The following is a 13,494-nucleotide window of genomic DNA, read 5'->3' as shown; positions in this document are numbered from 1 at the left end:
TTTGACAGTCGTATATCCGCAAATACGAACAAGTGCAGATCTATTAAAAAGTACAATTCGTATGGAAGAGCTCATCCCTTTTTTACAATCCCAAAAGGCAGAAGCGTGTGCAATGGTAAATACGAAATTGTACGGGCTTTTGCCTTTTTGGCATTCATTAAAACAAGCAGGAATCCATCCAGTAGTTGGATTGTCTGTCCAAGTACAATTTTCGAAGGATCATTCATTACCTCTCTTAATTTACGCTCAAACGGATGGTGGCTATAAAAATTTATTAAAAATTAGTAGTGCCATATCCATTCGAGAAGATGAACTGTTACCGTGGCGTTGGTTAGCAGCTTATTCAAAAGGATGTGCCGTCGTCATCCCAACATCAGAAAGTTTACTAAAGGAACAATACATCTCTTTTATTCAACAAATGGTGGAAACGTTCCATTCGAATCTTTATATGGGGATCTCTCGTAGTGGAGGGATGGTTTCTTCCTTCGAAGGGCAAATTGTACAACTAAGTCATCAATTGCAAATAAAATGTATGGCGATTCATGAATGTTTATATATGAATCGGGAAGATTATTTTGCTTATAAAGTAGCCCGGGCTATTGAAACTGGCGTGAAATTAAATGAGAGCACTCAAATAGAGCAAGAAAATCAATATATGCCTACTGCAATGGAGTGGCGGGAATGGTTTAAGGATACCCCCCAATGGTTAGAAGAAAGCAGACAATTTTTATTAAATTGCCAAGTGGAACTAACAAAGGATCAATATTTTATGCCGAAGTTTCCTTTACAACAAGGGCAAAGGGCGGAAGATGTGCTGACTGAAAAGGCTTTTGAAGGGTTAAAGGAACGTTTACAAACGGATACGCCTAATGAAATATACCGAAAACGATTGCAATATGAATTACAAGTTATCAATTCAATGGGCTACGCTGATTACTTTTTAATAGTGTCTGATTTTATGCATTTTGCAAAAAGTAAAAACATTTTAACAGGTCCTGGAAGGGGTTCCTCTGCCAGTTCCCTTGTAGCCTATTGTCTTCATATTACTCAAGTAGATCCATTACAATTTGGCTTATTATTTGAACGGTTTTTAAATCCTGAAAGGGTAACCCTTCCGGATATCGATATCGATTTTGTTGATACAAAACGGCAAGATGTTATTCAATATGTTGCTCAAAAATATGGACAACAACATGTGGCTCAAATTATTACATTCGGTACTTTATCGGCGAAGGCTGTAGCCCGTGATGTAGCGAGAATGTTTAATTTCGAAAGTGATACATTAGCGATGATTTCCAAGCTAATCCCAAACAAATTAGGTATTTCATTGCAAGAGGCTTATACAAGCTCACAACCATTTAGAACATGGATCGAAGCAGACGATATTCGGAAAACGTGGTTCCAAACAGCGAAAAAGTTGGAAGGCTTACCGAGAAATGCATCTACCCATGCGGCTGGGGTAGTTCTTAGTCCGATGCCTTTAGTGGAAGTAGTACCGATTGAAGAAGGTCATGATGGGATTTATTTAACCCAATGGCCGATGCAGGAAGTGGAACAAGTTGGTTTGTTAAAAATGGACTTTTTAGGGTTACGGAACTTAACGATTTTAGAAACGATTCGTCAATCGATTTATTACACACATAAAAAGTGGATCGATTTTAATCGAATTCCACTGGATGATGCGAAAACGTTCCAATTGTTAAGGGAAGGGGATACAACGGGTATTTTTCAGTTGGAATCAGACGGCATGAAAAATGCGTTAAAGGAAATTGCCCCTACAGAATTTTTAGATATTGTGGCTGTCAATGCCCTTTATCGTCCGGGACCAATGGAGTTTATACCTGTTTACGCTAGAAGAAAGGCAAAAAAAGAACCAGTTGTCATGCCCCATCCGGTGTTAGAGCCTATATTAAAGGAAACTTATGGCGTAATTGTCTATCAGGAACAAATTATGCAAATTGCCCATTTGTTTGCTGGTTTTACAATTGGACAGGCAGACTTACTGAGAAGAGCTGTAAGTAAAAAGAAAAGGGAAGTATTAGAACAACAGCAATCGACCTTTGTAAAAGGTGCTGTACGTCAAGGATATCCAGAACAGGTGGCGAAGGAAGTATATGCGTTAATCGTTCGATTTGCCGATTACGGATTCCCTAAAAGCCATGCGGTAGCATATAGTTTTATTTCTTATCAAATGGCTTATTTAAAGGCGAACTTCCCAGCAAACTTCTATGCAGCATTAATGACTAATGCAACGGGTAATCCAGAAAAACTGTTCCAGCTTATTTTAGAAGCAAAGCAGAAAGGCATTAGTATATTAAGACCGTCCATTCATAGAAGTCAGCGAATTTTTACGGTTGAAGGTGGGAACATTCGATTTAGTTTATCAGCTATTAAAGGAGTTCCCCAACCCTTTTTACAAAAAATTGTTGCCCTTCGAAAGTTGAAAGAACAACCTTTTGAAGATTTATTTGATTTAGCTGTTAGTTTAAGCGGCAGTCATTTTAATCGAAAAGCAATTGAACCGCTTATTAAATCCGGTGCTTTAGATGATTTCGGAAAAGATCGGGCAACCCTTTTAGCAACGGTGGAAGCGGCAGAAAAACATGCCTCTTTAGTTCGGCCAAATGAAGAGGAAAATGATTTGTTTTCTTCGGAAGTTTTACTTTTCGGGAAACCAAAGTATGTGGAAGCTAGTCCAATACCGGATAAATTAAAACTTCAATTCGAAAAAGAAACATTCGGATTTTATTTATCCGAACATCCTGTTGCATTGGAGCGAGCTAAATGGCAGGATATCAATGCAACAACGGCAGCTATAGTTCAATTAAGACCAAATTCATTTGTCAAAATAGTAGGCATGATTGAATCAATCCGTCAAATTCGTACAAAAAAGGGTGAGTTAATGGCATTCATCCAGCTCCAAGATGAATTTGGAACGGTTTCGACTACATTGTTCCCCCAAACGTACAATGAAGTAATTGGCTGGGTTAAAGAAGACCGAATTGTTTATGTTGAAGGGGTAATAGATTATCGTAATGGTAATACACAAATAAAAGTGAAGACGATGACTAATAGCCAATAATGATATAAAAATTAAGAAGTCATTGTAAAAACTGTGCAACGTTGCACAGTTTTTTTCTTTACAAATAGAGAAACATCATGTAGGATAGGTTAAAAGTGGTCAGACCACTTTATGTTTGTTATGTGATTTAGTTTAACAATGCCCATTCATTAATTGGTCCCATGTTAAACGTATAAACGGGAGTTTACAGATTTTGTCAAGGGGTAGACTTATGTGACAAGCATAAGTCCAAAATCTGGACGCAATTACGTAAGGCGTAATTGATAATATTGAACGATAGTGTCTTTTTTTAGTTCCTATTGTCTTGCGAGGTGCTTATGGATAAAAAACAGGAAAACAAAAAAGTATTTTTAGAGATTGTCAAACAGCTGAGAGAGTTAATTAAACACGAGGGGATTCAGCCAGGAGAAAAACTTCCATCAGAACGTGTGTTATCTGAAAGGTTGAATGTTGGTCGTTCATCTGTAAGAGAAGCATTGCGAAGTTTAGAATTGCTTGGACTTATTGAAACGAGACATGGAGGAGGTACATTTTTAGCTTCCATCCATTCGAATCAATTGGTCGAAATATTAGCGTCCTTTATATTACAAGAAAATAAAGCGGTGGAAGATGTCCACACGACAAGAAGGATGCATGAAAAGGAAGCAATTCGCATTATTTGTTCGAATCAATCTTTAAGAAGTTTACCTGTTTGGGAAAGTTTGTTCATGAAACTAGAAGTGGAACATGAAGTAGTTCGAGATCATTTATTGAGGGAACTCATAATCGCTTCTGGTAATCGATTAGCTTTAAAAATTTGGATACAACTCGCGGCATATAGTGCAACACCATTAAAGAAAACGACAACAGAAGAAGAAAAAACGATGCTACAAATTCTTTTAAAATCATTGCAACTAGGCTATGAAAAGGAAGCATTGGAAGCATACGATGATTGGATTCGTTACTTAAAAAAATTAAGGGGGAAAAGCAGTGGCAATTAAAAGTTTATTATCGATTAACAAAAAGAAACAAAAAGGTGTCATTGTAGATCGTAACAAAGAGAACTCCTTTCCCGCAGATTTAATGACAAAATGTCCTGAATGTAAAAAAATTTATTTAACGAAGGAATTAGAACAGAATTTAAAGGTTTGTCCAAATTGTGATTATCATTATAAAATGACCGCTTGGGAACGCGTATCTATATTTATTGACGAAGGGACATTTGAAGCCTTTGATGACAACATTCGAACTTCCAATCCATTAAAGTTTCCATCCTATTTAGAGAAAATCGAAATCGATTCTCAAAAAACAGGATTGAATGAAGCTGTTTTAACGGGAAAAGGAAGTGTTAAAGGGGAACAAGTTGTTGTCGCTATAATGGACTCCCATTTCCGTATGGGTTCAATGGGTTCAGTCGTTGGTGAAAAAATTACTCGCGCAATTGAGAAAGCAACAGAATTGCAAGTACCATTCATTATTTTCACAGCTAGTGGCGGTGCGCGTATGCAAGAAGGGGTTCTTTCCCTTATGCAAATGGCGAAAACGAGTGTTGCTTTAAAACGACATAGTGATCAAGGATTGTTATTCATATCCGTTATGACCCATCCTACAACTGGTGGAGTTTCTGCAAGTTTTGCTTCTGTAGGTGATTTAAATATTGCAGAACCCCAAGCATTAATAGGATTTGCAGGTAGAAGGGTTATTGAACAAACTGTTCGCGAAAAATTACCGGATGATTTCCAAACGGCAGAATTTTTACTTGCCCATGGACAATTGGACGCGATTTTCCATAGAAAAGAAATGCGCGATAAACTTGCAACAGTTGTGAGATTACATCGTAAAGGAGGCATATCTCATGTCTAAATCAATGGCGTTTGAAGAACCTATTGTAAAACTTCGAGAAAAGATTGATGAATTAAAAGAAATCGCTAAAAATGCAGATGTGGATATGTCTGATGAAATTGTAACGTTAGAAACAAGACTAAAACAATTAGAAACGCAAATTTATTCTAATATGGAGCCTTGGGATCGGGTACAAGTTGCAAGACATGCCCAACGTCCAACGACAATGGATTATATAGAAGAAATTTTTGAAGATTTTATCGAGTTACATGGCGATCGTTTCTATGGGGATGATGAAGCAATCGTTGGGGGAATAGCAAGTTTTAATGGACAACCGATAACAGTTATCGGTCACCAACGGGGGAAAACTACAAAAGAAAATATTCGAAGAAATTTCGGGATGCCCCACCCAGAAGGATACCGAAAAGCTTTACGTTTAATGAAGCAAGCGGAAAAATTTAAACGACCAATTATTTGTTTCATCGATACGAAAGGTGCTTATCCTGGGAAAGCAGCAGAAGAGCGCGGACAAAGTGAAGCTATAGCAAAAAATCTAGTTGAAATGGCAGGACTTAAAGTACCCGTTATTAGTATCGTTATTGGTGAAGGGGGAAGTGGAGGAGCATTAGCTTTAGGGGTAGCTAATAAAATTTATATGCTTGAAAACTCTACGTACTCTGTTATTTCTCCAGAAGGGGCAGCATCGATTTTATGGAAAGATGCAGCTTTAGCAAAACAAGCAGCAGAAGCGATGAAAATCACTGCATATGATTTGAAAAATATGGACATTATTGATGATATTGTTCCGGAAGTCGCAGGGGGAGCGCATCGGGATATTCACGTTCAAGCAACATCATTAAAAGAATGTCTAGAAAAGGCATTAGCAGAATTAAATGTATTATCGGAAGAAGAATTAATCGAAGATCGTTATAAAAAGTTTCGAAAAATCGGTCAGTTTAAAGAAGAAGACGAAGTATAATCAAAAAGCGTTTGCGCTTTTCATGAATAAATTTCATTTTCATTTCCATACTTTATATGGTTGGAAAGAGCTCGTCTGAAATAAAAATGACAAAATCCAAAATGGGTTTTGTCGTTTTTTTGTAATAAGGGTAAAATAAAAGTATGAATCGTTATTTTTCTTAAATTTTGATAAAAATTCCATCTTGTTTCGTAATAATTTGCTATTTTGTAAAAGTATCGTTATAAGTAGCTTTGAATAATTACAATGTCTTCATTTTATGCTAATGTGTTTAATATGAGGAAATATTAGGAGGTTTAAGAACGATGAGGAGAATAGCCGTTTTAACAAGTGGGGGAGATTCACCTGGAATGAATGCAGCTATCCGTGCGGTCGTTCGTAAAGCAAACTTCCATGGTGTTGATGTCATGGGGATTTATCATGGATATGAAGGCTTTATTGAAGGTAGAATGGAACTGTTAGATTTAGGTTCTGTTGGAGGCATCATCCAACGAGGAGGGACGAAGTTGTTTTCTTCTCGTTGTCCACAATTTAAAGAAGAACGATATCAACTACAAGGTATTGAAAAAATGAGGGAAGCGGGCGTAGAAGGTCTTGTTGTAATAGGGGGAGATGGTTCTTATCGCGGTGCATTGGCTCTAACTAAAAAAGGATTTCCTTGTGTTGGCGTACCAGGAACAATTGATAATGACATACCTGGTACCGAATATACAATTGGTTTTGATACAGCATTAAATACCGTTATCGAATCGATAGATAAAATTCGAGATACTGCAACGAGTCATGAAAATTCCTTTGTTGTGGAAGTAATGGGAAGGGATGCTGGGGATATTGCCTTATGGGCAGGGCTAGCTGCAGGTGCTGAATCAATATTAATACCTGAAGAAGAGTATGACATCGATGATATCATTAGTAGAATACAGCACGGTGTTTCCCGAGGCAAAAAACATAGTATTATTATTGTTGCTGAAGGTGTAATGTCAGGAAATGAACTAGCAAAACTTTTGAAAGAAAAGGGAAATATTACAACGAGAGTTTCTGTATTAGGACATATCCAACGGGGAGGTTCGCCTTCTGCTCGAGATCGGGTTTTAGCTGGCCGCCTTGGTGCAAAGGCAGTGGAAGTATTACTGGAGGGCAAAGGTGGAAGAGCAGTAGGTATAAAAAATCATCAAGTATATGATTATGATTTAGAAGATGCATTTACAAAAAAACATAAAGCAGATCTTTCGTTATATTCATTATCAAAAGAACTGTCAATATAATAAAAAACGGAGAGAATAATATGAGAAAAACAAAAATTGTATGTACAATCGGTCCAGCAAGTGAATCACCAGAAATCCTTGCAGAATTAATGAATGCTGGTATGAACGTTGCAAGGTTGAATTTTTCCCATGGTAGTCATGAAGAGCATGCTGTAAGAATTGCAACGATTCGTGATGTTGCTGAAAAGTTAGGGAAAACAGTAGGGATTTTACTTGATACGAAAGGTCCTGAGATCCGTACCCATACAATGGAAAATGGTGAATTACATTTAACACAAGGACAAGTCATCGATATTTCCATGACGGAAGTAGTAGGAAATGAAAAACGTTTTTCGGTTACTTATGATCAGTTAATTGAAGATGTAAACCAAAATGACAAAATTCTTTTAGATGACGGTTTAATTGAACTTCGTGTTTTAGCGAAGGATATGGAAGAGGGATTAATCCATACGATTGTTGAAAATGCGGGTGTGCTAAAAAATAAAAAAGGTGTAAACGTTCCTGGTGTTTCTGTAAAACTACCTGGTATTACAGAAAAGGATGCGCAAGATATTTTATTTGGTATTGAACAAGGAGTCGACTTTATTGCTGCTTCCTTCGTTCGTACGCCAAAAGATGTTCTTGAAATTCGAGAATTACTTGAACAAAACGGTGGTAGCCATATTCAAATTATCCCTAAAATTGAAAACCAAGAAGGGGTCGATAATATTGATGAAATTATCGAAGTATCCGATGGTTTAATGGTTGCCCGCGGTGACTTAGGTGTAGAAATTCCTGCAGAAGTCGTACCACTAGTACAAAAATCGTTAATTAAAAAATGTAACTTAGTTGGTAAACCGGTTATTACTGCAACACAAATGTTAGATTCTATGCAACGTAACCCACGTCCAACACGGGCAGAGGCAAGCGATGTTGCCAACGCGATTATTGATGGTACAGATGCGATAATGCTTTCTGGCGAGACAGCAGCAGGTCTATATCCTGTAGAATCTGTCCGTACTATGAATAACATTGCCGAGTATACAGAAAACTCATTAGATTATCGCAACATTGTTACAACTCGTAGCAAAGAAAAAGGCTCTACAATGACAGAAGCCCTTTCACAAGCGGTTGCTTATACGTCCATTAATTTAGGAGTAAAAGCGGTTCTTGCACCAACAGCTAGCGGAACTACTGCTAGAATGATTGCAAAATACCGTCCTGGTGTTTCGATTATTGCCATTACAAATATTAAATCAACAGCTCAAAAATTAACTCTAGTTTGGGGTGTAACACCAATTGTGACACCAAAAGTGTCCACAACAGATGAAGTGTTAGAGTTAGCTGTTGACGCATCATTGAAGCATCAGTTTGTTGATCATGGGGATGTAGTAATTATTACAGCAGGTGTTCCAGTCGGTGAAGCAGGTACAACGAACTTAATGAAAGTCCATGTAATTGGTGACTTGTTAGCGAGAGGCCAAGGTGTTGGTAAATTATCCGTTGTAGGAAATGCGGTTGTTGTGAAAAACGCAGATGAGGCAAAAAGCTACAATACGGAAGGGAAAATATTAGTCACTGTTGGTACGGATCGCGAAATGATGCCAAATATTGAAAAATGTGCAGGAATTATTACGGAGGAAGGTGGCCTAACAAGCCATGCAGCAGTTGTCGGTTTAAGTCTAGGCATTCCTGTTATCGTAGGGGTTAAAGAGGCAACAACGATTATTAAACACGGTCAAGAGATTACAATGGATGCAGAAACAGGTGTTATTTATAAAGGGCATGCTAGTGTTCTTTAAAGATTAATGAATCGATTAAATGAAAGGAGAGCATCTCAAACGGAGAGATGTTCTCCTTTTTAAAATGATAAAGAATGGGGGGAGATGAAACTTTTAATAGAATGAATCGTATAAGAAAGAAGAATACTCTTTAAAATGGAGGGTTATTATTTTGAGAAAGATATTAGGTTTTATTATAGCAATCGGTTTATTGGAAATTGCTATTTTTATATTAGTTGGAAAAGGAATAGGTGTCTTTAACACATTATTGTTGATCATTTTAACAAGTATCATCGGTATTACTGTTGCAAAAAAACAAGGTCTTCAGTCCGTGCAAAATATACAAAATAGTTTATCTGTAGGTGAACCACCTGGACATGCGATGATTGATACCTTTTTAATCTTTATAGGTGGAATTTTATTAGTATTACCAGGATTTCTAACAGACCTTTTAGGCTTTTTATTGGTCATTCCATTTACAAGAAAGTGGTTTAAACCGGCTATTTATTTATGGTTGCGGAAAAGAATGAGAAATGGACAAGTCTTCATTATTCGTAGATAGATTTTTGCTTATATTTAACAGCAATTAATAGTAGAAACGGGCTAAGTAATATTCCGTAAAAGCCAAATAGGAGAATGGAGGCTGCGCTTATAAAGAAAGTGTGTACCGTTCGCAAGTGGAAGGTAGATGCCCACAATAAAGATTCTGCAATTTGTCGTGTTATTTGAATGAAAATATATAAAATGATCAGAGCAAAGCATAAATATTTTTCGCCGATTGAAAAGAAATAAATAGCGATCGGAATAAGAAATAGTCCTATCCCAAAGAATGGTAGAGCATCAGCTAATGAAATTAAAAAGGATTTATTAATCGGATTTTCAAATTGTAACAAAGCCAGTCCACAACTTAATAAAATGAATGTAATAACAAATAACTGAAATTCTACGTAAATGAAATAGCCGAAAAGACTTGTTGCTTTTTTAAAATAATTCTTCCATTCTTCCCGGTATTGTTTCGGAACATATATAAAAAACCATAATCGATTTTTCTTCGATTCAAATATAGAAAAGAAAAAGGCTACTAAGAAAATAAATAACTCAATAATATAAGATAAAATATCTTGTAAAATATTAGCTAGTCCCATTATAGCAGTGTCAATATAGGATAGGGACTTATTAAAAATCGTCTCTAACATAATATGATTTCCCGAATTTAAAATATCTAAGTTTTCGACTTGTACCTTTAATTCAGGATAAATAGAGATGATGCTTTGAACGGTAATATAAAAAAATGAATATGTTGCCATGAAGATTAATATAGATATAAGGATAGCACTTAATATGTATGGTATTTTTAATCGCTTATGACAAAAGTTGATGACGGGATATAAAAAATATCCGAAAAAGATTGCTAAAGAAACGGGTAATATTAACCATAAAAGGATAAAATAAACAATTAAAACTAAATATTTTATGTTATTTTTAAACGGAAAAGTATTGATTTTGTTCGTTTGCAAAGTAATCCACCTCAATTTATGTAATATCTAATCTCGTTCAACTCAATTTTTTCTCTTTTAATCCTTTTTTTCTTTCCCTAATCAATTTTTTCTTAATTTCATCTAATTTCATTCACAAAGCCGTCAAAATTTATTATAATAGTCGTGTAAGCGATTTACTTATAGGTTCATATGAGCAGAACATTTAGGTGCTATATAGAAAAGAAAGAAAGCACTTACAAACTAATAATATTAAGAAGGAGCGATTTTTTATGACAGCAACACGTGGTTTAGAAGGTATTGTAGCTGCAGAGTCAAAAATCAGTTCAATTATCGACGACACACTTACATATGTTGGATACGACATTGATGATTTAACTGAAAATGCTACATTTGAAGAGGTTGTTTACTTACTTTGGCACACTCGTCTACCAAAAGCAGATGAACTTGCCGAGTTAACAAAGGCTCTAGCTGAAAATGCTGAAGTACCTCAAGCAATCTTCGATCAATTCAAATCTTATCCATTACAAACAGTACACCCAATGGCAGCTCTTCGTTCAGCCGTATCTTTATTAGGTGTATATGACGAAGAAGCGGACGACATGTCTCCAGAAGCGAACTACCGTAAAGCAATTCGCCTACAAGCTAAAATTGCAACTGTAGTAACTGGTTTCTCTCGTATCCGTAAAGGATTAGAACCAATTGCACCAAAACCTGAATTAGGATATGCTGCTAACTTCTTATATATGTTACACGGTAAAGAACCAGCACCGATTGAAGTAGAAGCATTCAACAAAGCGTTAGTTTTACATGCTGACCATGAATTAAACGCTTCAACATTCACTGCTCGTGTTTGTGTAGCTACTTTATCAGATATTTATTCTGGTATTACATCTGCAATCGGCGCATTAAAAGGTCCTTTACACGGTGGTGCTAACGAGCAAGTAATGAAAATGTTATCTGAAATCGGTTCTATCGAAAACGTTGAATCTTATATTCAAAATAAATTAGATAACAAAGAAAAAATTATGGGCTTCGGTCACCGCGTATATCGTAAAGGTGATCCACGTGCGAAACATTTACGTGTAATGAGCGAAAAATTAACAAAATTAACTGGTAAACCAGAATTATATGAAATGTCCGTGAAAATTCATGACATGATTGTTGGACAAAAAGGTCTTCCTGCAAACGTAGACTTCTTCTCTGCATCTGTATATGATTCATTAGGAATTGAACATGATTTATTCACACCAATTTTTGCAGTTTCTCGTACATCTGGATGGATTGCACATATTTTAGAACAATATGCGAACAATCGTTTAATTCGTCCTCGTGCAGAATATATTGGACCTGGAATGCAAAAATATGTCCCAATTGATGAGCGATAATTTTATAAAAATATGCTAAAATTGTCTAGGACTGTATTTTTCATAAATTAGTCGGTATGTTACCGACTAATTTATGGCAATTGGCTCCTGTGGGTGTTACAGATTTTTTATCGATTTAAGATATGAAATCTGAATTAGTTACCTAAGGTGTAATTGATCAAATACGGTTCTAGACTTATGAATTTAGGAGGCAACATTCATGACTAACGGTAAAATTGTAGTAGAAAACGGTGTACTTAAAGTACCAAATAACCCAACAATCCCTTTCATCGAAGGTGACGGAATTGGTCCTGATATTTGGGCTGCAGCATCTCGTGTAATCGATGCAGCTGTTGAAAAAGCATACAACGGTGAAAAGAAAATTGAATGGTTAGAAGTACTTGCTGGTGAAAAAGCATTCAACCAAACTGGTGAATGGTTACCACAAGAAACTTTAGATAAAATCAATGAATACTTAATCGCTATTAAAGGACCTCTTACAACTCCAATTGGTGGCGGTATTCGTTCTCTAAACGTAGCATTACGTCAACAACTTGATTTATATGTATGTTTACGTCCTGTACGTCACTTCGAAGGTGTTCCTTCTCCAGTAAAACATCCAGAAGATGTAGATATGGTTATCTTCCGTGAAAATACAGAAGATATTTACGCTGGTATTGAATATGCTCAAGGTTCAGAAGAAGTGAAAAAAGTAATTAACTTCTTAAAAGAAGAAATGGGTGTTAACAAAATCCGCTTCCCAGAAACTTCTGGTATCGGTATTAAACCAGTTTCAGTTGAAGGTACTGAACGTTTAGTACGTGCTGCAATTGAGTACGCTATTAAACATAACCGTCCATCTGTAACATTAGTTCACAAAGGTAACATCATGAAATTCACTGAAGGTGGATTCAAACAATGGGGTTACGCTTTAGCTGAACGTGAATATGGCGATAAAGTATTCACTTGGGATCAATATGACAGAATTAAAGAAGCTGAAGGTGTAGAAGCTGCTAACAAAGCTCAAGACGAAGCTGTAGCTGCTGGTAAAGTAATCATTAAAGATTCTATCGCTGATATCTTCTTACAACAAATTTTAACTCGTCCAAAAGAGTTCGACGTAGTTGCTACAATGAACTTAAATGGTGACTATATTTCTGATGCATTAGCTGCGCAAGTTGGTGGTATCGGTATTGCACCAGGAGCTAACATTAACTATGTAACTGGACATGCAATCTTCGAAGCAACACACGGTACAGCTCCTAAATATGCTGGATTAGATAAAGTAAACCCATCTTCAGTATTACTTTCAGGTGTACTAATGCTTGAACACTTAGGATGGCAAGAAGCTGCAGACTTAGTGACTGCATCTGTTGAAAAAACAATCGCTTCTAAAGTTGTAACTTATGACTTTGCTCGTTTAATGGACGGTGCAACAGAAGTGAAATGTTCTGAATTCGCTAATGAATTAATTAAAAACCTTTAATTCTCCATAAGCGATTTCTAACAATATGAATAATTGGGTAGCTTTTGTGTATAAAGTAGTATTCATTTACTTTATGCACGAATAGCTACCCTTATTTATTTTAGTTCAGAATTTTGTCAATAAGGGGGTAAACTCGTATATAATAAGGATTTAATAAGTCTCCTATTTTATCACATCCGATTTATTACATTTTCTCTTCTCATTCTAAAGTAGCATGTTTGTCGAAAAGGCATATTTT

General features: G+C 36.1%; 10 protein-coding genes. 9 read left to right on the top strand and 1 reads right to left on the bottom strand.

The window, feature by feature from the left end; all coding sequences use genetic code 11:
• The first annotated feature begins 1 nt into the window (after nt 1).
• The 7 genes from dnaE (at nt 2) to MHH69_RS12430 (ending at nt 9,469) form a co-directional block, all read left to right on the top strand.
• Nucleotides 2-3,082: a DNA polymerase III subunit alpha gene (dnaE, locus tag MHH69_RS12460; RefSeq protein ID WP_341362463.1), complete on the top strand. Its 3,081-nt coding sequence runs from the start codon at nt 2-4 to the stop codon at nt 3,080-3,082.
• 317 nt (nt 3,083-3,399) lie between these two features.
• A complete protein-coding gene (locus tag MHH69_RS12455) occupies nt 3,400-4,062 on the top strand; it encodes a FadR/GntR family transcriptional regulator (RefSeq protein WP_122971111.1) in 663 nt (220 codons plus the stop codon).
• Entirely contained in the window at nt 4,052-4,924 is an 873-nt protein-coding gene (gene accD, locus MHH69_RS12450; protein ID WP_122971112.1) for an acetyl-CoA carboxylase, carboxyltransferase subunit beta, read from the top strand. Before MHH69_RS12455 ends, accD begins: the two co-directional genes overlap by 11 nt.
• The gene (gene accA, locus MHH69_RS12445) at nt 4,917-5,882 is read left to right on the top strand and encodes an acetyl-CoA carboxylase carboxyl transferase subunit alpha (RefSeq protein WP_122971113.1); all 966 of its coding nucleotides are present in this window, start codon (nt 4,917-4,919) and stop codon (nt 5,880-5,882) included. The genes accD and accA overlap by 8 nt, the downstream gene beginning before the upstream one ends.
• Before the next feature lie 305 nt (nt 5,883-6,187).
• Complete coding sequence (gene pfkA / locus MHH69_RS12440; RefSeq protein ID WP_122971114.1) at nt 6,188-7,147, top strand: 6-phosphofructokinase; 960 nt, start codon at nt 6,188-6,190, stop codon at nt 7,145-7,147.
• Between the two features lie 20 nt (nt 7,148-7,167).
• Entirely contained in the window at nt 7,168-8,928 is a 1,761-nt protein-coding gene (gene pyk / locus MHH69_RS12435; RefSeq protein WP_122971115.1) for a pyruvate kinase, read from the top strand.
• Nucleotides 8,929-9,079: 151 nt separating this feature from the next.
• On the top strand, nt 9,080-9,469 hold the full coding sequence (locus MHH69_RS12430; RefSeq protein WP_122971116.1) for an FxsA family protein: 390 nt from the start codon (nt 9,080-9,082) through the stop codon (nt 9,467-9,469).
• On the opposite strand, the gene MHH69_RS12425 is transcribed toward MHH69_RS12430, so the two are convergent.
• A complete protein-coding gene (locus tag MHH69_RS12425) occupies nt 9,456-10,424 on the bottom strand; it encodes an AI-2E family transporter (RefSeq protein ID WP_122971117.1) in 969 nt (322 codons plus the stop codon). The two genes, MHH69_RS12430 and MHH69_RS12425, sit on opposite strands and share 14 nt — an antisense overlap.
• Nucleotides 10,425-10,675: 251 nt before the next feature.
• On the opposite strand from MHH69_RS12425, the gene citZ reads away from it, so the two are divergent.
• Together citZ and icd are read left to right on the top strand one after the other, a co-directional pair.
• Nucleotides 10,676-11,791: a citrate synthase gene (citZ, locus tag MHH69_RS12420; protein WP_122971118.1), complete on the top strand. Its 1,116-nt coding sequence runs from the start codon at nt 10,676-10,678 to the stop codon at nt 11,789-11,791.
• A gap of 199 nt (nt 11,792-11,990) precedes the next feature.
• Nucleotides 11,991-13,256, top strand: a complete 1,266-nt coding sequence (icd, locus tag MHH69_RS12415; RefSeq protein ID WP_122971119.1) for an NADP-dependent isocitrate dehydrogenase — start codon at nt 11,991-11,993, stop codon at nt 13,254-13,256.
• The last annotated feature ends 238 nt before the right edge of the window (nt 13,257-13,494 follow it).

Origin of the sequence: Ureibacillus sp. FSL E2-3493 (assembly GCF_038077515.1) — a bacterium.
GTDB classification, from domain to species: Bacteria; Bacillota; Bacilli; order Bacillales_A; family Planococcaceae; genus Ureibacillus; species Ureibacillus halotolerans.
This window is presented reverse-complemented; position numbering and strand designations above follow the sequence as displayed.

Bases quoted from the DNA above. Each gene is read 5' to 3' on its own strand.
- MHH69_RS12455 (WP_122971111.1), top strand. From the start codon at position 3,400: ATGGATAAAAAACAGGAAAACAAAAAAGTATTTTTAGAGATTGTCAAA.
- accA (WP_122971113.1), top strand. From the start codon at position 4,917: ATGTCTAAATCAATGGCGTTTGAAGAACCTATTGTAAAACTTCGAGAA.
- pfkA (WP_122971114.1), top strand. From the start codon at position 6,188: ATGAGGAGAATAGCCGTTTTAACAAGTGGGGGAGATTCACCTGGAATG.
- pyk (WP_122971115.1), top strand. From the start codon at position 7,168: ATGAGAAAAACAAAAATTGTATGTACAATCGGTCCAGCAAGTGAATCA.
- citZ (WP_122971118.1), top strand. From the start codon at position 10,676: ATGACAGCAACACGTGGTTTAGAAGGTATTGTAGCTGCAGAGTCAAAA.
- icd (WP_122971119.1), top strand. From the start codon at position 11,991: ATGACTAACGGTAAAATTGTAGTAGAAAACGGTGTACTTAAAGTACCA.